The sequence below is a fragment of the Gottfriedia acidiceleris genome, from assembly GCF_023115465.1.
Taxonomy (GTDB): Bacteria; Bacillota; Bacilli; order Bacillales; family Bacillaceae_G; genus Gottfriedia; species Gottfriedia acidiceleris_B.
The window spans coordinates 1,301,033-1,325,526 of the sequence record NZ_CP096034.1 but is presented as its reverse complement, the minus strand read 5'-3'; the positions used below and the strand labels follow the sequence as shown (position 1 = coordinate 1,325,526).

The following is a 24,494-nucleotide window of genomic DNA, read 5'->3' as shown; positions in this document are numbered from 1 at the left end:
AAATCTCCTCCCATTAAGATAAAATGTCCAAACTTTCATAGGCATAATCGCTGTGATTTTTAAAAAATAATTTCAAAATTACATCAATAATTATTGAAAGAAAATTCCAATTACTTTTAGTATATAGGTGAGATTCGTAGTTTGTAAAGTTTGATATTTTTACCATGGGATTGGTTTCTTCATCAATCTTCTTTTATTTTCTTAAATTGGTCCCAAATTTCTATCTTGGATTTTTTTATTACTATGGTTATAAAAAAATGGATAGCCAATTCAGGCTATCCATTTTAACTAAATTTATACTTCTACAACATCTACAACATTAGCTTGCTGATAAACTTCTTTTTCGAATTCTCCTGTAGCCTTACTTGTTAGGATACCTGATGTCATTGCCCCACTAACGTTTAGAGCTGTACGGCCCATGTCAATTAGAGGTTCAACTGAAATTAGTAATCCAACGATTGCGATTGGAAGATTCATAACTGATAGTACGATAAGAGCTGCAAAAGTTGCTCCTCCACCGACACCAGCAACACCGAATGAACTAATTGCTACGATTAAAATTAGAGAGATAATAAATGATGCACTTGTTGGATCAACACCAGCTGATGGTGCTACCATTACAGCTAACATTGCTGGATAAATTCCAGCACATCCATTCTGACCGATTGAAAGTCCAAACGAACCAGCAAAGTTTGCAATTCCTTCTGAAACTCCAAAATCTTTTGTTTGTGTTTTGATTGTCATTGGTAGTGTTCCAGCACTTGTACGTGATGTAAATGCAAATGATAAAGTTGGTAAAGCTTTTTTCACATATCTTACTGGACTTAGTTTTGCAAATGATATTAATAATAAATGCACAATAAACATTACAATTAAAGCCACATAAGACGCTATTACAAACTTACCTAATTTTACGATTGCATCATAATCACTTGTTGCTGCTACTTTTGTAATGATTGCTAAGATTCCATAAGGTGTTAAACGAAGAATTAACGATACAACTCTCATCGTTACTGAATAAAGTGTATCAATTATTTTAGCAAAAAACTCTGCTGTTTCAGGCTCTTTACGTTTTACTCCTAAGTAGGCAATCCCAACAATTGCTGCAAAAATTACAACTGCAATTGTAGATGTTGCACGTGCACCAGTTAAATCTAAAAATGGATTACTTGGAAATAATTCCAGGATTTGTTTTGGAATTGTCATCGCTTCTACAGTTGGCACACGACCTTGTAATTCTGTAATTCTAGCAGTCTCTGCAGCACCTTCTGATATTTTGATTCCATCAAGTCCAAATCCTAAAGCGGATCCTATTCCAATAGCTGCTGAAATAGCTGTTGTACCAAGAAGAATCCCAATAACAAGCACACTAATTTTACCGATATTCTTTGTTAATTTTAATTTTGTAAACGCTCCGACAATTGAAACGAATACTAGAGGCATGACAATCATTTGTAATAGTTTTACATAACCACTACCAACAATGCTAAACCAGTCGATTGTTCCGACTGTAACGTCATGTTCAGTTCCATAGATTAAATGAATAATATAACCAAAAATAAGACCTAAACCTAAACCCGTGAATACACGTTTTGAAAAAGATACATGCTTTTTTTGCATAAAATACAAGCCATACATAAGTACTAATAAGATAACAACATTTACACAGATAAGAAATGTATTCATTTTTCTCCCCCTTTTCTTTTAATAATTTAATTTACGAAAATATTAATACAAGTATTCCTATAAATCAAGTAGGAATTATTAATTTTTTGTAAAATTCCTACTTTTTTATCATATAGACACAATTTATCTAGAAATCTATTACTACTTAATGAATAGCGTTTCACCATGCTGATCAAATGCATGCTTAAAATCAAAAGCAGTAGGAGTTGGTCCATTTTGAATGTAGTAGTCATATCTTTTAAATGCCTCTTCCCACGATACATCGCTTTGTTTCTCGGTCCACCAAACAACATATGAAAGATGTTTCTCTTTATAAGATTCCATCCATTTACTTCGATCTTTCAACGCTTGCTTATGTTGTCCTGAGTACGTAAAGCGATATAAGGATTCTAGATTCTTCCATATCGTTAGTGTAAGTATAGGATAACCGTCCCCCTTACTAGCTTCTTTTGGGAGAGCGATTCCATCAGATGAAAACGCATCAATCATGTATCCTGATTTTGTCGCTTGACGAAAGACATCATTTCCTACAGAAAAAAATTGACGAGAGGCAGAGTGGTCATATGGGTGTTTTAGCCTACCAACTGTATAAATTGCAACCAAAGCCATAAATAGTCCTCCATAGACAGGTTTTATTAAATTTATATTCAAGTAAGCTTTTATTTCATAACTAATTCTTTTTTTCAATATTTTTATATTTTGTAGAGAATTGGATTAACTCGCAAAAAAAAGACAATCAACTAGGATTTCTCCCAACTGATTGACTTCTAAAAATATGATTCTAGTTTATTCCTAATTGAGTTTTGACAAGATCAATTGTTATTCCTTGATACTTTTTAACTGGTTTTGGAGCATCCGTTACGGTTGGATTTTTCATCATATAGTTTTGCTCAATGAAGGCAAAATCTTTTGCATCCGTCTTACCGTCGAAGTTAATATCAGTTGCTCGATTAATTGTACCCCAGTTTTCTTTCATCGCAATTGCATCTTTTACATCAATAACGTCATCATTATTGACATCTCCTGCGATGATACTAATTCCACCAATTAATTTTGCTTCTCCAAGTACACCATTCCCAGTTGACTTTCCAATTGTGAATGTTCCTTTCGTTGTGAAGTGACCTGGTACAGCTACTTCAAATGTAAATGGTTTATCAGTTAATGGAAGATTGAATACTTCAAAGAAACCCTCAGGATGAACTGTTACATTCGTATAAACATTGTTTTGATCATCCATTACTTTAATTTTAGCACCGATTTTCGAGTAATCGTAAGGGGCAATCTGCACTCCTTGTGGTGTAAAGTATGCTTCTGGATTCATTTTGGCAGCCATTTGTGAATAAGTCGGTATGACGTTGAATGACTTCATAAATCCAGGCGCACTTTCTGTTGTACCAGATTTATTTGTAACACTAGCCTTTAAGTCCTGTAGTTCATACCAGCCTTTATTAAAATTATCACTTTTAGCTTTTACTTGAATATCAAGAAGTGGAACTTCACCAGATACAGGCTTTGTTAACTCTACTGTCACTTTCATATGTTTTCCACTCGTTGAATTTGATTCTTCAGTTGTTACCGCGCTAATTTGACTTTTCGTTTGTGAATTTTTCAATATATCCACGATTTCAAAATTATATGGTGCATAGTCAAATTCGAATAAGACTTTATTTGTTTTGTTTAAGTTGTGACCAGATAGAGTAGCTGAAACAGTTTCTCCCATCTTAATTTGTTCTTTATTTAAGCTTCCTGTTACATAAGGACTTCCCTTTTTAACAAAAAGTGTTTCATTCATTCTACCGAAATCACCATTCGACGCCGAATCCATTGCAAATGAGTAGTAACGAGTAAAATTAGCATCTGGATTTAGCTTAACTTCACCTTTATACTGTCCATTTTGATCAACAGTTAGCTCTTCTGAAGGTGATGCAACCCATCCATAAGGACCCATAAATGTATCATAATAACCTACAACTGAGTTAAATGATTGATCAATATCAAATCCCATTGTTTTCATATCCTCGATATCTTTATCGAATACTGTTCCTGAAAACGGAATTGATTGCTGGCCTTCTTCATATTCGTAAACGCCGAACGGTAAACTATGCTGAACAGTAGGATTATTGTCTTCAATATAGACTTTTGTTTCAGAACTGAAAGTTTTACCTTGATCGTTTCGTCCGATAAATTTAATTTTATATAACCCTGGTTTTGCTTTTACATACTTGTAAACTAGTGGACTATTTGGATCAGCAGAAAATGGAATATAAGTTCCTCCAAATCCATTCGCCACACGGTACAATATATTTTCATCTGCTTGAATTCCATCTAATGTTCCAATAATCCCAAGATCTTCATTCGTTTTCGCATCCGTAAGTACTACGTCGATATAACGCATATGAGATTTTAACTGGAAATATAAATCCGTATTTAATCTCGTAAAAGGATGATTGTCGTAATTATTACTTGTCATTGCATATGGAAATGCACCTACTTCTTCAATACCTTCTTCTACAAAACGTGCTGCAAACGGAATTTGATATGTTTCATCTGGATTTTGTTTATTTGTGTAAACAATATACCCCTCATATGTCCCTTTTTCAGCATTTGCTGGAATATCAATAAATACTGCATGTTTCTTTTGTTGACCTGGTTTTACCTTTAACTCTGAATCGACTGTTATCTTTACATTATTCGCAACGGCATCTTTTGAGATTCTAGAAGTTTGGTAAACTGCTTTTACATCAAAAGTTTTCGTTTCTTTACTATCATTTCTTAATACTACATTGCGATAATCTTCTCTATTTACTCCTGTTGAAGTAAATGTACCGAAGCTGATTGCGCCTGTAGTTTCTTTAATCGTTTTCATTTTATTGCCAATCATTGTGTCAGTAGTATCAAGCACCTCTAAATTTGCTCCTGCATGTACTGCTTCATATGCATCAACACGCCCTGCTCCTACTTCATAAACACTATATTTATCACTTAGTTGGTCTGCAGTATTCATTAAGGTAGCCTTCACATCTAATGGTGTGTAATCGGGATGAGCCTGTAATAATAATGCCGCAATACCAGCTACATGCGGACTTGCCATTGATGTACCAGACAAGCGTGCATATGCATGTTTATAGTCACCAAGTGATGCACTACCAGCGAAGTCCGTTGGCACAGTAGAAAGAATATCTACACCAGGCGCTGTAACTTCAGGTTTAATATCATATGTTACACGTGCAGGACCACGTGAACTAAACGGAGCAAGCTTGTCACCTTCTGTTTTTACTTCTCCTAATTTTTCAAATGAGTAGGATGTAACGCCTGCATTAACTTTTTGTAATAATTCCAATCCTTGAGCATTTGTTAAAGAGAAGGTTGGAATATTGGCAACTCCTTCTCCAAAATAATTTGGAACATACCCTTCTTTCGGATCAGAATTGTAGATGAATAAAGCCGCTGCTCCCTTTAGTTTAGCAAACTTAATTTTATCGTTTAAAGTAATGCTACCACGTTGAACTAAAGCGATTTTCCCTTTAACATCCTTACCATTATAGTCAGCAAAAGCACCGTAACCCGCATCCACGACTGGTAAATTTTTACCAACAAAGCTTTGAATATCATCTGTAAAGTTCTTTGCCATTAAGCGAACATCGGCCGCAGTTTTTCCTGCGCTAGTTTGAACCGAACCTTTTATTTCTTCAATTGTAGCCGGTACACTACTTGCCCCAACTGCTAGTCCTAATGGTGCATTTCCCGGAGTTCCAACCGTATACATACCATTCCCAGCATTTCCTGCAGCTAAGACCGCTGTTACGCCTGATAGGACAGCATTGTTAATTGCAAAAGCAAGTGGATTCATCGGGTCATTGTAATCCGAACCAAGTGATAGATTAATAACGTCCATTCCGTCACTTACAGCCTTGTCAATTCCAGCGATGATTGCATCTGATGAACCTTTACCGTATGGACCAAGTACACGATACACATATAAATCAGCATCTGGAGCTATACCTGTCACCGAGTATTCAGAGTCAGCTGTGCCTTGTCCAACGATTGTTCCAGAAACGTGAGTTCCGTGTACAGTATAATATGATGCGCCTGAAATAAACTCTAATTGTTTGGATTTTTTCCAATCATCATACGTTGCTTCCATCGGATCATTATCATTATCGACGAAATCATAACCACCTTTATATGCAGCCTTAATATCTGGATGATTGTAGTCAACACCTGTATCAATTACCCCTACTTTAATTCCTTTACCTGTGTAACCTTCTTTATGAAGCTTGTCCACTCCTAAAAAGGAATTCACATCTCCTTCAGGTAAATCAGTTCCAGTTTCAGTACTTTCTTGTTCAACCGGAGGATCAACTTTTATTTCTTTACTTTCCCACACAGCTTTAACAGCTTTTGATTGCATTAAAGCTTCAACTTTATTAGCTGGAATTTGCATTGATACGCCATTAAAAGCATGCTTGTACTTTCGCTTAATTGTGTAAGGCGTTTTATTTTTATCATTTTTAAAAATTGATGTTAAATCCTTTTGAAAATTTGTATGAGAATCTTCAACTTGTTGATCAGCCTGTGACACACTTAAAGTCTTTCCTTCAGCCTTTGCAGATAGGACCGCTGTTTTTGATGGTAATGTTTTAAACTGGACGATTACCGTGATTTTTTCATCACTGTTCAAATTCACTTCAGGACTAATCTGCAGACCAGATTGATCGCTCATTTGTAATTGGGTTAAAGCTTTTCTTTGCTCCGGTGTAAGCTTTGCTAAAATCGATTCCGTATTCACAGCAGCTTGTACATTAACCGGCTTAATTCCAGATGATGATACAAAGCCCCCAGCAAGTAAACTTGTTCCTATAGCAAGTGCAGTAACTGATTTCGTAATGTTTTTTCTCATTCTCTTTCTCCCTTTTCCATTTAAGTAAGTAAATTTGCTACGAATTACCTTCTATAGATTGCTAATTTATTACTGAATATTAAGCGATTCTAGTACACTCTCTAATGTTTGACCTTTATAAGTCTTTTTAGGTTTAGGAGCATTCGTGGCTGTCGGATTTTGCATTAAATAATTTTTCTTTACAAATCCCATGTCCGCAGCATCCACTTTTCCATCAAAGTTAATGTCTGCTTCACGCTTACTTGTACCCCAATAAGTTTGGATGTAAAGTGCATCAAGAACATCGATCACATCATCTTTATTTACATCTCCAGCAATAGCAGGATTATAGTTAAGCAACATACGTTGCCCTATTAAACTACCATTGTCGTTATCACTAATTAAAAAAGGCTTTCTTACTGTAAAATGTCCAGGAATGTCCATAACAAATGTCAACGGCTTATTCGTAATCGGTAATTTCGATAAAGTAAATGATGGCGTTTTTAAAATAACCCCATTATAAGCGATTCCATTCACATCAACTGCTTTAATTGTTCCACCAACCGTTGTATGGTCAACTCCAAAGTTTACAGCACCATTTTTCATTAACCCTTCTGCCTTTACATCCCCAAACGTTTCAGAATAAGTTGGAATCATCGATACATAAAAATCTGCAGACTTTACTTGTACTACATTATTTGCAGTATTTGTATAAGATGTACTTGTACTAACAAGCGCAGTAGGTTCTTTCATGAATTTGTCATCACGAACTTTTAAAGTGATATCCACTAATGGAATATTACCCGATACGTTTGCTTGTTCAGGTATAGTTGCTGTGATTTTCATATTTCTCAATGTACCACTATCTGCTATTTCTTGATTAATGTTAACTTCCCCGTACTTACTTGCTTCTGGGTTTGGTTTAACATCAATTAAATCAAAATAAGTTTTTAAATATTTAAAAGCAAAGTCAGCCTTGCGAAGATCTTTTACATTATTTAAAGATAAGGTGTATTTAAATGTTTCACCCATTTTGACATCTTGTTTATCCGGTTTAGATATTGCATATGAAGTACCTTTTTTCGCAAAGAAAAATTGTTTAGCACTACGGAAATCCTTGTTTGTAGCTGCATCTAGTCCGTACAATTGCACCGCTAAAAGAGGATTCGATTCAATCATAGGAACATCAACAGAGAAAGTTCCATCTTCTGCTACTGGCTTAGACTGATTAGTTCCTCCATTGTAGCTGTACATCAGCTTGTTAGAAGATTGCGTAAGATTAATACCATTTGCATTCATATCAGCATATTCTCCATCAATGATTGATCCTTTTAACTGAACTGTTTGCTGGCCAGATTCGTATTCGTAAACTCCATCTGTCTTATCCAATTTGAGTGTTGGCTTTTCATTATCGATATAGACTGGGCTTTCAGTTTCGTACGTTGTTCCATCATCTTCAGTTGCGATTAACTTAATTTTATATGCTCCTTGAGGTGCCATTACTTTTTCATCTGCAATTGGATTTTTCTCGTCACTAGTAAGCGGGTAGTACGATCCATCAAATGCTTTTTGTAAATAATAAGTTACATTATCCATTAAAGGGATACCGTCAATTTGACCAATATATCCTATTTCTTTATTTGTTTTAGAATCCTCTAAAACTAAATCGACATATCTCATATGAGATTTAAATTCAAACATTACACTAGCATTATTAATTTGTGCTAAGTGGAAGCTATCAGTTTCTGTTGTAAAGACATTAGGTGATACAATCATCCCATATACTCCTTTTTCAACAAGACGCACTGCGAAAGGTACTTGATAGACTTCATCTGGATTCGATTGATTCGTGTAAGTAATATACCCTTCATATGTTCCCAGTGCAGCGGTTTTTGGAATAAAAATAGAAACGACAGATTGCTTTTTCGAAGCTGCATTTACTTTAATCGTTTTATCTGTTACAATTCCAACTCCATTTGCATCTGCATCCTTTGAACCTAATCGATCCTTTTGAAACGCTACTTTTACATCAAATGTTTTAGCTTGCTTGCTATTGTTATAGATTGTAAGTGTTCGCTTATCTCCTACATTTTGTCCACTAGGTGCCACTGTTCCAAAGCTAATTGCCCCAGTCTTTTCTTTAATTTGCTTTTCCTTACCATTTCGAATCATTGGTGTTTCATCTGAAACTTGGACTTCAGCATCAGAGTGAATCGCCTCATAAGGATCAACTCGACCAGCTCCCACTTCATAAACGCTGTATGAATCTTTTAATGGATCTGCTGTATTCATTAAAATTGTTTTGATATCAGCTGGTGTATAGTCAGGATTTTTTTGAAGTAATAAAGCAGCAATACCTGAGACATGCGGTGTTGCCATTGATGTTCCTGATAGTTGTTGGTATGCGTAATTATAGTTTCCAATATAATTTGGGCCATTAATATACGATGGTACTGTGGAAAGGATTTGTACTCCTGGTGCAGTAATTTCTGGCTTAATATCATATGTTACTTTTGTTGGGCCTTTTGAGCTGAAAGATGCTAAATGATCTCCTTCTGAAGAAACCACTTCCTTTACATCGTCAAAAGTAAATGATGCCTCTCCACTTTGTTTTAATTGATTATAAATTGCATTCCCTTCCTGTTTTGGTATGAAAAATGTAGGTAGATAATTAGGACTTTTCCCTAAAGAACCTAAAGAAGTATAAGTTTGATCAGGATCATAAAGAATAACAGCTTTTGCACCGTATTTTTTTGCGGTAGCGATTTTTGTACTTACATTTGCATAATAAATATTCGTCAAGACAATCTTTCCTGCAACATTTTTGTTAGCAAAATCTGTTTCAAGGCCTTTACCAACATCCACAATTGGTAGTGATTGTCCTTTAAAACCAGATATAGGATTGTCAAAGTTCTCTGCGTTTATTTCCATCTGGGATGCAGGCAAATCACCTATACTAGTATGAAGTGTTCCTTTAGGTTGCAATACTGTTGTACGAACATCACTTGCTCCAACTGTTAAAGCAAGAGCTGCTGCTCCTGGAGAACCGACTGTATATGAATTTGGACCTGCATTTCCTGCAGCAACTACTGCTGTCACACCTTGAAGAACTGCATTATTAATTGCAACACTTGTCACAAAAAGAGGATCGTTGTAATTTGTTCCTAACGATAGGTTAATAACATCCATACCATCTTGAACTGCTTTATCAATCCCTGCCATAATGGCATCTAATGTTCCTGAACCATATGGACCTAAAGCACGATACATATATAAGTCTGCATCTGGTGCTACTCCCACGAGAGCATTAGGTGAGTTGTTTTTCCCTCTTGCCGCAATTGTCCCAGAAACATGCGTACCATGTTCAGTGTAATATGTACCGCTACCGCCAAACGGTTTCCCTGCTTTAACCCAATCATCGTATGTAGTTTCCATTGGATCTGAATCGTTATCGACAAAATCATAACCGCCCTTATAAGCGTCTTTTAAGTCAGGATGATTATAATCGATACCTGTATCAATTATCCCTACTTTAACTCCTTTACCTGTATAGCCTTCTTCATGAAGCTTATCAATTCCTAAAAATGGCATACTACTTGGCATATTTGAAGAATCATTAGAAACATTAGTAGCATTATCTTTCATGTCTACAGGTGGATCTATATGTACTTCGCTATCGCTCCAAACTGCTTTTACAGTAGTTGATTTCAACAATGATTTAACTTGATTAGCTGGAAGAGTCATCGAAACACCGTTAAAGGATGTTTTGTATGTACGCTTAATTTTATATTGCTTTTGTTTTAAGATCTTACTTGCATCATTTTTAAAGTTTTCATGTGACTCCTCAACTAGTTGATTAGCACTTGAAGAAGTAAGACTTTCTCCTTGCAACTGAGATTCAAGCATCGCAATCTTGGATGGTTTTGTCTCAAATTCAACGATGACTGAGATTGGTTTATCAGTTTCTAGATTGACATCCGATGAAATTTGCAATCCAGTTTGATCGCTTGTTTGAAGTTGCTTTAATGCTTGTCTCTGAGCTGGAGTAAGCTTTGATAGTACTTGCTCAACTGATGAAGTAGTTTGAGCATGAACATTTGATACAGCGGATATTGGTGCAAATGTACTGCAAATTAGCCCCATGCTTAGCGTCAATGGAGTGATACGATTTTTAATCTTTCTCATCCTTCTCTTCCCTTCAATTAAATAGTCCTACGCGTTTTATTATAAAAAGACTTTATGGAATTTTACTATTTCGAAAATTCTGTCAAATTTATTTTTTTATAAAAAAAGAACGATAACAAAAATTGTCATCGTCCTCATTTCATTGAACTACCTAGAATTTTTAAATATTTTCGCTCATGCTCCGAATCAATTTTATGTCTATAATTCCAGTACATCAAGAGACATTTTTTATATCCTTTAGCAATACCAAGTTCTATTGCTGTAATTGCAACATCTAAAATTTCATGTATGCCCTCAGTAATTTTATTTCTAGTACACTGGTATAAAGCATGTGAATAACGGAATTGTAAATACATTTGTTGCTTGAATGGCTCTTTACTAAGAGCCATTTCCTCAAAAAGATGAAAATTTCGATTTAACAATATTTCAACATCATTTACACGACCAAGTTTTATATATACTTCTAAAATTCTGGGTAAACCAACTAACATGTCATCTCTATCTTCCAGCCAATTTAAGTATGCATCTACATATTCAAAATGTCCGAATTCTAAGTACGCAACAAATCTGTTCCCAACAGCTAAGTCACTATAGTAATCGTTGACTTTTGAGTAACGGTCTATTATACATAAAACTTCTTCCAATGAACCACCTAATCGAAGCAATGCGAAACCTTGATAAAGAAGTGCTCTACCATAATAGTCTCCCTCTTTAGCTAATTTCTCTAAAATCTTTGCATAATCCATTACCTTTTGCCAATCCTGACGAATATAACAAGTAGCCATAATCCACAAATATGTAGATAATTGCATTTCCCGTGGCAAATTATGTAAGTGCCTTAAAAGATGTACTTCAGTATCAAGTCCCTGCTCAGTCAACCTAACTATGAAATATTTCCTATAGATACTTTTTGCTAATTGACTGGAATGATAATCGGGCATACTCTCAATTACGCACTCATATAGAGGTAATGCAAGCAACTCTTTTTTCTCCTCAAAAAGACTTTCTGCAACTAAAAAAATATAATGTAAATTTTTCTTAAGAATTTGTTTCGACCTTTCATCTATAACTCTATTAAAAAAATTTTGAAGCAAGTCTTCGTATCCAAGTGATGCGCATTTATATAAAAATTCCATACTTCTTCGTTTATCCATATACTTATTTTCATTAAAACATTCTTCAATATAATCTGAATAAAAAGTACCTTCCTCTAGAATGAGACCGGCAGTAATTGCATCCAAATTACGTAATGAAAGAGATTGTTTATGATTTAGAATTCGGCTTATTTCAGTCAAATGAATATTAGAATTTTTAGCGAGTTGAGTTATATTCCATTCTTTTTCATGCATATGATCCATAATCCTGTGGAACAATTTTAAATTCAACTTACTTACCTTCCTTCTATCATTTAATATAAATCTATTTAAATGTCCGTATCTTTAATATTATTAAATTTCTTCTATATTAATTAGAAAGCTCTAATGAAAAACTGTCAAGGTGGCTTATGGACTAATGTGATTTATACGAGTGACATTAATCACAGAAGCCCAAAGTCAATTATTTTTTTTGAAACATACCTTAATAAAAACTAAAACGACTGCCTACTAAACAGGACAGTCGTTTTTGTAACATAATTTTTTTACCAATCAATTTCTCATTTCAACTTTAACTAAATAATTGATAAACCTTTAATATGAGCCAAATAAAAATCACTCCCCAAACCAATAATATGAATGAACCTACTATCCAGTTTACTGGTTTCCCCTTATTCAACATCTCTTCTGCTTTCATTTCACATTCTATTTTTACATTTTCTGGAATCAGCTTTAAAGAAATAATAATACCTAAAGGAATAAGTATAACATCATCTAAATATCCTAAAATTGGAATAAAATCAGGGATTAAATCAATGGGACTAAAAGCATAAGCAACTACACAAGCAATGAAAACTTTTGCATACCACGGAACACGTTCATCCTTGCATGCATAATAAAGTGTGAAGACTTGTCGCTTTAATTTCTTCGCCCATAATTTTAGTTTTTTAAGCATTTTTTCTCCTTTAATTACTAATTATTTTAATTAAAACTTATTTATGAAGTTTTGATTTAAGTCGCAAAAGTGTCTTTTAATTAAAACAAATGTTTTACGACTAAGTCTTGGGCAAAAATATAAACAAGCCATCCTATAATACCAAGTCCGATTGAAACAACTAAATGCAATGAGTGCTGAAGCGCTACTCCTATAATTAATAACATAACTATCGTTCCCGGAATGCCTATTACAACTCCATATGCAAATTTACTTAATGTTTGCACTTGTTCACCTTGAACATTAAGCCATATTAGACTTAATAGACTAACAATAGGTAATGCCGCAATTAATCCACCCTGTGTAGGGAATCGACGTGCAATTTCGGTAATAACTCCGATTATAATTGCTGAAATTAATATTTTAATAATCGCGTACATTTTGAGCCCTCTCTTTCATTAAATTAAAGGCTATTAAAATCGTTTCTCTTTCTTGTTCTGTCATCTGTTCAAAAAGAAGCTGTTGAAGTTTCTCTTCATTTAAACTTGAATTTTGTAGTAAAACATCTTTACCTAAATCGGTAAGCTTTAATATTACTTTTCGTTGATCCATCTCGCCTCGAGTTTTATAAACATAGTCTTTTTCTAGTAAACGTTTAACATGTTCTGATGCTGTATTGTGTGAGACTTGAATCCCTTCAGCAATGTCCTTTATTCCAACTTCATCTTCTTTATCAATAATTTGTAAAATCCTAACACTTTGGTGCGTAATATTTTCTTTATGTTTATATCGTAAAAGATAGTAAATATCGGTCCATAATTGATTTATTTTTTTAATTTCTTTATCCAAGTTGATTCTCCTTATATCGTATAATACGATTATATCTTATAGATAGAATATATCTTATATTACGATATATGTAAATTGATTTGATTAAAAATTTTCTCGCTGTCTTGGGTGGTGGTACTCCCATTAAAACGAACACTTTGTGAACAATATTGATAATGTTTTGAACTTCGTTGATATATTGCTTAAACACGTTGATAAAATAACACTTTTGGTTGATATATGATAAAACCCGTTGATATATCGATAAAACTCGGATATATACTGTTAAAACAATTGTATTTGCCCACAATTCTTAAAATTAATAACAGAAAGAGAACTCATTAAATAAAAACGAAAAACCACAAGGCTATTTATTCCTTGTGGTACTGAGAGCTTATGAGTCACTAATATTTAATTAAATCGAAATAGGTGGCAATGTATTCCCTGTTTCAAGCAAGCTTTTTAAGTTACTTAAAATTGCTGGCCAGCCATTGTTTAATCCTTCAAATGTGTCATCACGATCTACTAAATCAGTCGGTTCTAGATTTTCATGTTTTAGCGTTAATCTAACTGTGGACTCTAATTCTTTCAACACAAATGTAACGATTGATGGTTCTTTACGGTTCGTTGGATCATTTGTATGATTCCATGTGAAAGAAAGTAAACGATTTGGATCACATTTTAAAATCGTACCGTAGTCTGTAACCTCTCCATTTCGTAAATAAGAAACAGTTGACCCTACTTGCCAATCAGATTCAATCGCAGTTCCGAAAAAGTATTTTTCAGTAAATTGAGTACTTGTTAATGCTTCCCATAGTTTTTCGGGTGTAGTTGCGATGTATGTAACATAAACAAATTGTGGTTTATTCATTGTTATGATCCTCCTCAAGTTTTTTTAATTCACTTAATGCATCTAAGCGATTATGTTCGTATTTGTTGATCCATCGCTTTGAAATTTCGCTAATCGGTACAGGATTAAGATAATGAAGTTTATTTCGACCATGCCAGACTACTACAACAAGATTTGCTTCTTCTAGTATTACTAGGTGTTTAGTTACTGCTTGTCTACTCATTTCAAGATGTTGACATAATTCACTTAATGTTTGGCCGTCATTCATAAAAAGCTCGTCAAGGAGTTTTCTACGACTTGAATCGGCAAGTGCTTTAAAAACCTGATCGATTGCATTCAACCTCCTCATTATTTATATATTATGCAACAAATAAGTTGCATGTCAAGTATAGAAGGATATTAACTCGATTTTTATAAGTAAAGGTTTTAGCTTTTTAAAAATCCTAATTAAATAGTAAAAAGGGTAAATTCATATATTTTGAATTTACCCTTTTTGTTAAGACTATTTGTCCTAGTTTTCTAGTTTCAGATTTTAAGGATGTAACTCTTTTAAAATCATTTCTAATGTAATGCCCTTGTACTTTTTCTTAGGTGTCGGTGGATTATTCACACTTACATTTTGACGTAAGAAATTTTTTTGCACAAATGCTAGGTCTTTTGCATCTACAGTTCCGTCAAAGTTAATATCTGCACTACGTTTATTTGTTCCCCAATAAGTTTGTATATAGATTGCATCTAGTATATCTATCACGTTGTCCTTGTTTACATCCCCTGCAACAATAGGTCTAACAAAACCAGGACGGTTGGTACCCACGTACTTGTCGTCGATAGATCTTCCTGCTTTGATTTGTTTGATTACTGTAAAGTGCCCTGGAATGTCTTCTATAAAGGTGAATGGTTTATCAGTTAATGGCAGATAATTGAATGTAACATTTTTTTGAGCTCCATTCGCATCGAATGAACCTTGATACACTTTACCAGAAGCATCAATTAATTTAACGTTTGCTCCTATCGTATTGTAGTTTTCTACACCTGGAACTAACCCTTCTGGAACTAGGTTATAAAAAGTCTGTTTGGAATAACCTAAGTGTACAAGAAATTGTGCAGCACCCGCTGCGCCTAAATCTCTTGTTACCGGCACTTTCTTCCCATCGCTATCTAATCCGTACGCGTCTGTCACATTGACTACGAATGGTCTAGAAAGATTACTCATAGGTATGTCAGTAGGAACCTTCACCTTTAAGTCCACTAAAGGAACCTCATTATCAGACATCATTTGACTTCCATCACGCTTGACCGTAATTGTTATATAGTTATAGATACTGTCACTTGTTTGTGATGTTACGTTCATTTGTCCCTTATCGGCAAAAGCAGTATTTACTTTTATGTCTTCCACGTTCAATTGTTTTGGAACACGAACTGTAAACACACTACCAGTAAAATTTTTCATATGTTTTGAAGTAAGCGTGACTATTGTAGAATCATTTGTATTAACAGCTTGCTTGTCAGTAGATGCTTTGATATAAGAAGTACCTTTTGGAATAAAGGTGAAAGAATTGAACCAATAGTCCCCAGTCCCTACATAATCACCTAAATATAAGGTAACTCGTTTAATAGTTTTTCCATCAATCGGCGTTTCGTATTGAAAATATCCATTATCATCTGCATAAATAAATGCACCCGGTATCCAAGGATAAACATCGTTTGAAGCTATTGTATTTTCTTGTATATTATACAAATACTGCCTTTTTGTTCCTAATAAGCCATCTTTGAACATCTCTTCAGTCTCTTTGTCAAATACCTTGCCAGAGAATGTATAACTGGTTTGTTCCGGATCTACTTCAATGATGCCAGGTTTTTGATTTAGATTGTATTGAACAGGTGTATTATCAATTAAAAAATTTCTGTTAGCAGTGTACGTTTTGCCACTTTCACTAGTTGCGATGAATTTCAGGTAATACTGTCCTGAATCTGCCAATGTTGGTTCCGATAAAATTGGTTCATCTGGATTATTTGTAAATGGAAAATAGTACCCTTTACCATACTGCCCTGGAACAGTACCCATGAAAGGACCTATTCCATGGACTACATTCTCCTCAATCTTTGTGCCATCCAAAGTACCTACATATCCAATCTCTTTATTTGTTTTGGCATCAACAAGTACCAAATCAATTGTTTTCATAGGTGATTTAAGTATTACCGATGCTCCAGTTCCATTAAAGGTTATTGGTGCAAAAGACTCCGTTATGCCATCAAGGGTTCTAAACATTGGATTGATTGGGTCACTATTATCAATTTCGATACCTTCTTCCACATAACGAACTGCAAAAGGAACTTGGTATGTTTCAGCTCGGTTGTCTTGGTTAGTATACACAATATATCCTTCATATGGACCTTTTTCAGCTGATTTAGGAATGAAGAGTGATAACGTCGCTTTCTTTTGGCTATTTCCTTTCACTTTAACAGTAGAATCTGTCAAGATTTTCACACCATTCTTCACAGCATCCTTTGATCCTCTTTCATTAGTTTGGAAATGCACATCTACATTAAAAGTTTTTTGCTGTTTTCCATTATTTTGCAAAGTCACGGAACGAGAATCTAGTATGTCCTCTCCATTGTATGTAAGTAGCCCAAAACTGATCTCGCCTGTTTCTTCTTTGATTTTCTTATATTTTCCATCGATCAATGTTGTGGTTTTATCTTCCACCTTGATTTGTGTATCAGTGTGTACCGCTTCGTAAGCATCTACTCGGCCTGCACCCTCTTCATATACACTATATGACTGTGCTAATGGGTCTGCAGTATTCATAAGTGTTGTTTTTACATCTTCTGGCTGTAAGTTGGGATTCGCTTGCAACATGAGCGCGGCAACCCCGGTTACATTAGGCGCTGCCATTGATGTTCCAGAGAGTCTTGCATAGGAATATTGGTAATCGCCAAAATGGGACGGACCATTGTTATATGATGGGACTGTTGACATGATTGCTACACCTGGAGCAGTGACTTCCGGTTTTATATCGAATGATGGACGGGCTGGCCCACGAGAACTGAAATCAGCAAGAAGATCACCTATAGACTTAACGCTTCCCATTTCATTAAAGGAAAATACCGCATTGTTGCTTGCTGCTTTTTCTTTAAGTTTCAGACCTTGTTCATTGTTCACTGAAAAGACAGGAACAAGATCGTAGCTATCTGGTAAAAGGATAGGAATTTGTCCTTCTGTTGGATCATCGTTCCAAATGAAAACTGCCGCAGCTCCTTTTGCAATCGCAATTTTAATGTTTTGGGTAAGAGTCCCATCATTACGACGCATCAGAACGATTTTCCCCGTTACATCTTGATTAATATAATCTTGCTCAAATCCATAGTTTACGTCCATAATTGGAAGGGATTTCCCTTTCAAACTTTCGATGTGATCTGCGAATCCTTTTCCCATAAAACGTAAATCAGCTGGCGTAGACTCATTTCCTACTTGCAACGAACCTTTAAAGGTAGGGAATGTAATAGGTGCGCTACTTGCCCCTACGGTTAAAGCTAGTGCTGCCGAACCAGGAGTTCCAAGAGAATACATAGCGTTTCCGGTATTGCCAGCTGCAACTACGGCCACGACCCCAGCCATTACAGAGTTGTTAATAGCGATACTCGCGGGATCTAATGAATCGTTAATTGAGCTACCTAGAGATAAATTAATGACATCCATTCCGTCAGTTACTGCCTTATCAATTGCGGCGATGATGTTATCTGTCGTCCCTCTTCCATAGGCACCTAGCACCCGGTATGAATAGAGATCTGCCTCAGGCGCAATTCCGGTTACAGCGTAGTCAGATTTATTTTTCCCTTGTCCAGCGATGATACCTGCTACATGAGTACCATGCACTGTGTAATAGGTACTGCCGTTAGAAACTTCTGGTTCCCCCGATTTCCTCCAGTCATTATATGTAGTTTCCATTGGATCATTATCATTATCCACAAAATCATATCCGCCTTTATAGGCACCCTTTAAATCAGGGTGATTATAGTCGATTCCTGTATCTATCACACCTACTTTTATTCCTTTACCGGTATATCCTTCTTGATGAAGCTTGTCCACGCCCATAACAGCGCTGCTTTCGGATACGTTTGTTGTATATGTACCGTTAGTTTCTTGGTCTTCAATCGGCGGTTCTGCTTGCATTTGCGCATTGCTCCAAACTGCTTTTACCGTGCCGGATTGAAGTAATTCCTTTACCTTATTAGCGGGAAGTGTCATCGCAACCCCATTAAATACTCGTTTGTACGATTTCGTGATTTTGAATGGGGATTTCTTTTGAGCCAGTTCTTTTTTAAACATATTTTGTAAATCTGTTTGAAATTGTTTATGCTCATTTTCCACATTCGTTTGTGCTTGAGAAGATGAGAGGGTTTTCCCTTTCAGTTCTTCCATTACAATCGCAGTTTTAGCAGGCTCAGACTTGAATTGGACGATGACGGATAGCTCTGCATCACTGTCTAAATTTGTGTCTTGTGACAACATGAGCCCACTTTCTTCCATTGTTTGCAGTTTGTTGATTGCTTGTTTTTGTTCAAGAGTCATCTTGGCTAAAATGGACTCTGCGGAAGTAGTTCCAACAGCTTTTGCTGGTATTGTACTATTTGGGATATACAGACTACTAGTTAGCAATCCTGCTCCGAGCGTAAGTGTAGAGACTTTCTTTACAATATGTTTTTTCAATTTTCCTCTCCCTTTCTCGACTTAAAACACACTACTTTTTGTTTTGTTGGTCTTGCTATAAGCTCGCCATTGATCACATCCTGTCATTTAATACTACATTTTTCATTATATTTAAACTTTATGTATTTTTAATGTTTTGAAAATTACGTCAACTATTGTCTTTTTATAAAATAATTTGTTAAAGTAAGATTTTCAACTCAGTTTTATAGGACTTTGTTCACACAAAGAAACCCCTTCATCAAGAAGAAGGGGTTTTTCAGTGAGGATAGTTTTGTAGCATCTAGAAAATGTAATTATTTAATCCATTAAATATATCAACGATTTTTTTCAATGATTTTTAATATAGAAAAAAGAGAAATTGCCGAAACAATTCCTCTTTTTAAATGTTATTAACCAGCAAGATCATTCAAAGGCCTAGCAGTTTGTTCTCGTTTCCCTGGTTTAACAAAAATCATGGCTACCATTCCTAATGTTACTGCGATTGATGCTGCAATAAACATTGCACTATATCCGTGTTTTGCTACTAGGCTACCTGTTAAGGTTGGTGCAATAATTGTAGCTAGGTTTGCGATGAAATGTGTTACACCACCAAATGTTCCAGCTTTTTTTGGTTCCGTATCTAATACTACTGTCCAATAAATGGAGTTTGGTAAATAGTTAAAAGCATTACCTATACACATTAGGATTAAGACTGCTGTAGCACTGTGAACTGTCGGAATCAGCATGAAACAAATTGCTGTAAAGAATAACGAAATAACTGTGAACCATGATCTAGCAATTCGTAAATTCCCTGTTTTTCTAAGAAGTGAATCTGATATTTTACCGCCTAGTAAACCTGTAAAAATAGCCCCAATCCATGGTATCATTCCAACAAATCCTAATGATGCTAATGAAAAACCGAATTCATCTTGTAAATATTTAGGCGTCCAAGTAAGTAATAGTATATTTACGTATAAAAAGGCAAAATAACCAATTGCATTCATTACTAGAGTAGGATTTTTGAAAAAATAGTACCATGGTGTGGATTCTTTTTCACTTTTTCCACTAACCGGATTATTCAAACGGATTAACTCCAGTTCTTGTTTTGTGACGTTTGGATTTTCTTCTGGCAGGTTTGTAAATACTTTAGACCAAATAAATGCCCAAATTAAACCAACTACCCCAAGAATAATAAAAGTCACTTTCCAACTTGCAACTGATAATAAAGCAACTACGATTGGTGCAGTAATCAGTGCTCCTACTGGTGTACCTACTAAACCAAGCGCAACTGCAAACCCTCTTTCTTTAGGAGAAACCCAGTTAGCCATTGTTTTATTCATTGTTGAGAGGGTAGGCCCTTCTGCAAATCCAAATAATACTCGGAAAACTGCAAATCCAGCTAAAGCTGATCCACCAAATAAAGTTGCACCTAAATTACCAGCAAATACTGTGCCTAATTCAAAAATTGACCAGGCAGTTGCGGCAAGTAACCACATAAATTTAGGTCCTTTTTTGTCGGCGAAAGCTCCTCCAAATAATGCTCCAAATATATAACCATACCCAAAGTAACCTAGGATCTCACCCCAACTGATCGGACTTAATCCAAACTCTTTAATGATTTCTGCCTGTGCATATGCAATTGCACCTCGGTCGATATAATTAACGATCGTGATCATAATGATCATAAAAATGATAAAGAATCTATAATTTTTTTTCATTAAAAGATAGTTCCTCCTATTAATTTTTTATCAGAAGAACCCCCATTTATTTATCATTTTCTACTACTTACACAATCTTTTTACCTTTTTTCCAAACAGATTTCACATGGTTAACGCCGAATAAATATTGTAGTTCTTGATAGTTTTTCACATTCCATAATACAATGTCTGCTTGTTTTCCAACTTCAAGTGAGCCGATTTGATCTTGGCGATTAATAGCACATGCAGCGTTGTATGTTGCTGCTGTTAAGCTTTCAGCTGGAGTAAGTCTCATTGAAATACAAGCTAAGTTCATTACAAGTGGCATGGAAGTAGTTGGTGAAGAACCTGGATTGCAGTCAGTTGAAATGGCTACAGCTACCCCTGCATCAACCATTTTTCTACCTTTTGCAGCATCTTCACGTAAATAAAGTGCTGTTGCAGGAAGAAGACAAGCAATTGTTCCTGATTTAGCCATTGCAGCAATACCTTCATCAGAAGCTTTTAATAAATGCTCGGCTGAAATAGCACCAACCTTTGCTGCTAATTCCGCTCCGCCATACGGTTCAATTTCATCAGCATGAATTTTTGGAATTAGATCATATTTCTTACCTGCTTCTAAAATTCGCTCTGATTGTTCTGGCGTAAATACACCTTTTTCGCAGAAAACATCATTAAATTCAGCTAGTTTTTCTTCTGCAATGATTGGTAGCATGTCGTTAATTAAGTGATCAACAAATTCATCTTCTCGTCCTTTAAACTCTTTCGGCACTGCATGTGCACCCATAAAAGTAGGAACTAATTCAACTGCATGCATATATTTTAATTTTTTCATAACTCTCAACTGCTTTAGCTCGGTTTCTAAATCCATACCATAACCGCTCTTACTTTCTACAGTAGTAACGCCATGTGCAATGAATGAATCTAGACGACGCATCGTTTGTGCCATCAATTCTTCTTCAGTCGCTTCACGAGTCATGCGGGCAGTCGCATGAATTCCGCCACCCGCATTCATAATATCCATATATGTTGCACCTTCAAGACGCATTTCAAATTCACGCTCACGGCTTCCACCATACACAACATGTGTATGTGGATCCACTAGACCAGGAGTAACCAGTTGGTTTGATGCATCAACTACTTCTGCTTCATGAATTTTTTCTGCATAGCGATCTTGAATTTCTTTTGTTGTACCAACAGCTTGGATTACTCCATCTTCAATCCATAAGCTACCATCTTCAATTAAACCAAGCTCTGACATTGCTTCCTTTGAGCGAGGTCCATTCACTTCAGAAGCAAGCGTTGCTAATTGAGCTGCATTTTTAATCCAAATTGGTTTTGTCATTACTTATCAGTCCCTTTATCTAGCATTGGAATATTTACTCCTCTTTCACGAGCAGTTTGTTTAGCTAACTCATAACCCGCATCAGCGTGACGAACTACACCCATTCCAGGATCTGTTGTTAATACTCGCTCAATGCGTGCTTCTGCTTCTTTCGTACCATCTGCAACAATTACAACACCAGCGTGTAAAGAGTAACCCATTCCTACTCCACCACCGTGGTGAACTGATACCCAAGTAGCTCCACCAACTGCATTAATCATTGCATTTAAGATTGGCCAGTCTGCTACTGCATCAGATCCATCCATCATGCTTTCAGTTTCACGATTTGGAGATGCAACTGAACCTGAATCTAAGTGGTCACGTCCAATTACGATTGGAGCTTTTAATTCGCCACTTGCAACCATGTCATTTAAGATTTTACCGAAACGAGCGCGCTCTCCATAACCTAACCAGCAAATGCGAGAAGGTAAGCCTTGGAATTGAACTTTTTCCTGAGCCATACGAATCCAATTACATAAATGCTCATTATCAGCAAATTCACGTAAAATAGCTTGGTCAGTTTTGTAAATATCTTCAGGATCACCTGATAACGCTACCCAACGGAAAGGTCCTTTACCTTCACAGAATTGTGGACGAATATAAGCTGGAACGAATCCTGGGAAATCAAATGCATTTTCTACTCCTTCATCCTTCGCAACTTGACGGATGTTATTACCGTAATCAAATGTCACAGACCCTTTTTCCATCATTTCAAGCATTGCTTTTACATGATTTGCCATTGAAGCTTTTGAGCGAACAACATAATGTTCTGGGTTTGAAGCTCTTAATTCTGCAGCTTCTTCTAATGACATTCCAGATGGTGTATACCCATTTAATGGATCATGTGCTGAAGTTTGGTCAGTTAAAACTTCTGGAATAAAGTTTCTAGCAATCATTTCTGGTAAAATATCGGCAGCATTTCCTACAAGACCGATTGATAATGCTTTTCCTTCTTTTTTCGCTTCTTCAGCAAGACGAATTGCCTCATCTAATGAATCTGTTTTTACATCTGTATATCTAGTTTCAATACGACGATCGATTCTCGTTTCATCTACATCGATTCCGATACAAACTCCGCCATTCATTGTAACAGCAAGTGGTTGAGCTCCACCCATTCCACCTAGACCAGCAGTAACAGTAATTGTACCTGCAAGTGAGCCATTGAAATGTTGTTTTGCTAATTCAGCAAATGTTTCGTAAGTCCCTTGAACAATACCTTGAGAACCGATATAAATCCAGCTACCTGCTGTCATTTGACCGTACATCATTAAACCCTTTTTATCTAATTCATGGAAAGTATCCCAATTAGCAAAAGCAGGTACTAGATTTGAGTTAGCAATTAAAACACGTGGCGCATCAGCATGAGATTTAAAAATCGCTACTGGTTTACCAGATTGAACTAATAATGTTTCATCATTTTCTAAATTCTTTAAAGAATCAACAATCGCATCGAAGCACTCCCAATTACGAGCTGCTTTACCAATTCCACCATATACAACAAGATCCTCTGGACGCTCCGCTACATCTGGATCTAAATTATTCATTAACATACGAAGAACTGCTTCTTGTTGCCAGCCTTTTGTATTTAATTCCGTACCTCTATATCTAACTACTTTATCAACTGTAACCGTATTCATAATTTAATACCCCCTTGTTGTGATATTTTCAGTCTAACACGAATTTTCCGATATTTTATTATAAAATAATGATTATTTTATAATTTATTCCACATTCCTTAACTTTAATTTTTATTTTTATAAACTATCTCATTTTCTTTTAATTAATTAGACTATCTTAAAAGAAAACTATGAATATAAAAGAGGTTTAAAATCAATGTTGTTGAAATTCTTAATTGAATAAATCGAAAGGTGGTATTGTCATGAAATCAACTGTTTCCCCAATTGCTAGTAAAGTTAACTATGTTTTTATCCATGTTAAGGATCTAAAAAAATCAGTTAATTGGTATTGTAAACTCCTTGGTATTACGCTCGATGATAGCCAGATTAAATCCCCAGTTTTCAACATACCAGTAACAGGTACTACTGGACTTACATTAGATGATCATACGTTTGATCCTAATTTTAAGTTTGAACCTTCAAGTAATGTGTTATTTAATTTCCACACTGAAGATATAGACGCTGCTTATAACTTTATGAAAAAAAATAATATTACAATCGTAAAAGAAATTGAACGCATTGGAGAATTTGCCTATTTCAACTTTGAAGATTTGGATGGGAATGTATTAATGATCTGTGCTAGTTAATATG

At 35.4% G+C, this 24,494-nt stretch carries 15 protein-coding genes; 1 reads left to right on the top strand and 14 read right to left on the bottom strand.

Going from position 1 to position 24,494, the window contains the following annotated elements:
* Positions 1–294: 294 nt before the first annotated feature.
* The 14 genes from MY490_RS06195 to hutU form a co-directional block, all read right to left on the bottom strand.
* Complete coding sequence (locus tag MY490_RS06195) at positions 295–1,686, bottom strand: L-cystine transporter (RefSeq protein ID WP_248268443.1); 1,392 nt, start codon at positions 1,684–1,686, stop codon at positions 295–297.
* A 141-nt stretch (positions 1,687–1,827) separates the two neighbouring features.
* Positions 1,828–2,295: a DUF3291 domain-containing protein gene (locus tag MY490_RS06190; RefSeq protein WP_248268442.1), complete on the bottom strand. Its 468-nt coding sequence runs from the start codon at positions 2,293–2,295 to the stop codon at positions 1,828–1,830.
* A gap of 172 nt (positions 2,296–2,467) precedes the next feature.
* Positions 2,468–6,586, bottom strand: a complete 4,119-nt coding sequence (locus MY490_RS22070) for a S8 family serine peptidase (RefSeq protein WP_282439841.1) — start codon at positions 6,584–6,586, stop codon at positions 2,468–2,470.
* A gap of 69 nt (positions 6,587–6,655) precedes the next feature.
* Positions 6,656–10,750 (bottom strand): S8 family serine peptidase, encoded by a 4,095-nt coding sequence (locus tag MY490_RS06170; protein ID WP_248268441.1) that lies wholly within the window; start codon positions 10,748–10,750, stop codon positions 6,656–6,658.
* Between the two features lie 134 nt (positions 10,751–10,884).
* Complete coding sequence (locus tag MY490_RS06165) at positions 10,885–12,099, bottom strand: hypothetical protein (protein WP_248268440.1); 1,215 nt, start codon at positions 12,097–12,099, stop codon at positions 10,885–10,887.
* 316 nt (positions 12,100–12,415) lie between these two features.
* Positions 12,416–12,799, bottom strand: coding sequence for a YkvA family protein (locus MY490_RS06160; RefSeq protein WP_248268439.1), 384 nt, complete (start codon positions 12,797–12,799; stop codon positions 12,416–12,418).
* An 80-nt stretch (positions 12,800–12,879) separates the two neighbouring features.
* A complete protein-coding gene (locus tag MY490_RS06155; protein WP_248268438.1) occupies positions 12,880–13,218 on the bottom strand; it encodes a DUF3147 family protein in 339 nt (112 codons plus the stop codon).
* Positions 13,202–13,627: a MarR family winged helix-turn-helix transcriptional regulator gene (locus MY490_RS06150; RefSeq protein ID WP_248268437.1), complete on the bottom strand. Its 426-nt coding sequence runs from the start codon at positions 13,625–13,627 to the stop codon at positions 13,202–13,204. The genes MY490_RS06155 and MY490_RS06150 overlap by 17 nt, the downstream gene beginning before the upstream one ends.
* 394 nt (positions 13,628–14,021) lie before the next feature.
* Positions 14,022–14,477 (bottom strand): SRPBCC family protein, encoded by a 456-nt coding sequence (locus MY490_RS06145; RefSeq protein WP_248268436.1) that lies wholly within the window; start codon positions 14,475–14,477, stop codon positions 14,022–14,024.
* Positions 14,470–14,796, bottom strand: a complete 327-nt coding sequence (locus tag MY490_RS06140) for an ArsR/SmtB family transcription factor (RefSeq protein WP_248268435.1) — start codon at positions 14,794–14,796, stop codon at positions 14,470–14,472. Before MY490_RS06140 ends, MY490_RS06145 begins: the two co-directional genes overlap by 8 nt.
* A 192-nt stretch (positions 14,797–14,988) precedes the next feature.
* The gene (locus tag MY490_RS06135; protein ID WP_248268434.1) at positions 14,989–19,167 is read right to left on the bottom strand and encodes a S8 family serine peptidase; all 4,179 of its coding nucleotides are present in this window, start codon (positions 19,165–19,167) and stop codon (positions 14,989–14,991) included.
* Positions 19,168–19,556: 389 nt separating this feature from the next.
* Positions 19,557–20,864, bottom strand: a complete 1,308-nt coding sequence (locus tag MY490_RS06130) for an MFS transporter (protein ID WP_248268433.1) — start codon at positions 20,862–20,864, stop codon at positions 19,557–19,559.
* 67 nt (positions 20,865–20,931) lie between these two features.
* Positions 20,932–22,188, bottom strand: coding sequence for an imidazolonepropionase (gene hutI, locus MY490_RS06125; protein ID WP_248268432.1), 1,257 nt, complete (start codon positions 22,186–22,188; stop codon positions 20,932–20,934).
* The gene (gene hutU / locus MY490_RS06120) at positions 22,188–23,864 is read right to left on the bottom strand and encodes a urocanate hydratase (protein ID WP_248268431.1); all 1,677 of its coding nucleotides are present in this window, start codon (positions 23,862–23,864) and stop codon (positions 22,188–22,190) included. The genes hutI and hutU overlap by 1 nt, the downstream gene beginning before the upstream one ends.
* Before the next feature lie 242 nt (positions 23,865–24,106).
* On the opposite strand from hutU, the gene MY490_RS06115 reads away from it, so the two are divergent.
* Positions 24,107–24,490, top strand: a complete 384-nt coding sequence (locus MY490_RS06115; protein WP_248268430.1) for a VOC family protein — start codon at positions 24,107–24,109, stop codon at positions 24,488–24,490.
* Positions 24,491–24,494 lie beyond the last annotated feature (4 nt).

Excerpts from the sequence above, each read along its gene's own strand:
- MY490_RS22070 (WP_282439841.1), bottom strand. The coding sequence starts at position 6,586 with ATGAGAAAAAACATTACGAAATCAGTTACTGCACTTGCTATAGGAACA.
- MY490_RS06190 (WP_248268442.1), bottom strand. The coding sequence starts at position 2,295 with ATGGCTTTGGTTGCAATTTATACAGTTGGTAGGCTAAAACACCCATAT.
- MY490_RS06145 (WP_248268436.1), bottom strand. The coding sequence starts at position 14,477 with ATGAATAAACCACAATTTGTTTATGTTACATACATCGCAACTACACCC.
- MY490_RS06155 (WP_248268438.1), bottom strand. The coding sequence starts at position 13,218 with ATGTACGCGATTATTAAAATATTAATTTCAGCAATTATAATCGGAGTT.
- MY490_RS06160 (WP_248268439.1), bottom strand. The coding sequence starts at position 12,799 with ATGCTTAAAAAACTAAAATTATGGGCGAAGAAATTAAAGCGACAAGTC.
- hutU (WP_248268431.1), bottom strand. The coding sequence starts at position 23,864 with ATGAATACGGTTACAGTTGATAAAGTAGTTAGATATAGAGGTACGGAA.
- MY490_RS06195 (WP_248268443.1), bottom strand. The coding sequence starts at position 1,686 with ATGAATACATTTCTTATCTGTGTAAATGTTGTTATCTTATTAGTACTT.
- MY490_RS06165 (WP_248268440.1), bottom strand. The coding sequence starts at position 12,099 with ATGCATGAAAAAGAATGGAATATAACTCAACTCGCTAAAAATTCTAAT.
- hutI (WP_248268432.1), bottom strand. The coding sequence starts at position 22,188 with ATGACAAAACCAATTTGGATTAAAAATGCAGCTCAATTAGCAACGCTT.
- MY490_RS06130 (WP_248268433.1), bottom strand. The coding sequence starts at position 20,864 with ATGAAAAAAAATTATAGATTCTTTATCATTTTTATGATCATTATGATC.
- MY490_RS06170 (WP_248268441.1), bottom strand. The coding sequence starts at position 10,750 with ATGAGAAAGATTAAAAATCGTATCACTCCATTGACGCTAAGCATGGGG.
- MY490_RS06115 (WP_248268430.1), top strand. The coding sequence starts at position 24,107 with ATGAAATCAACTGTTTCCCCAATTGCTAGTAAAGTTAACTATGTTTTT.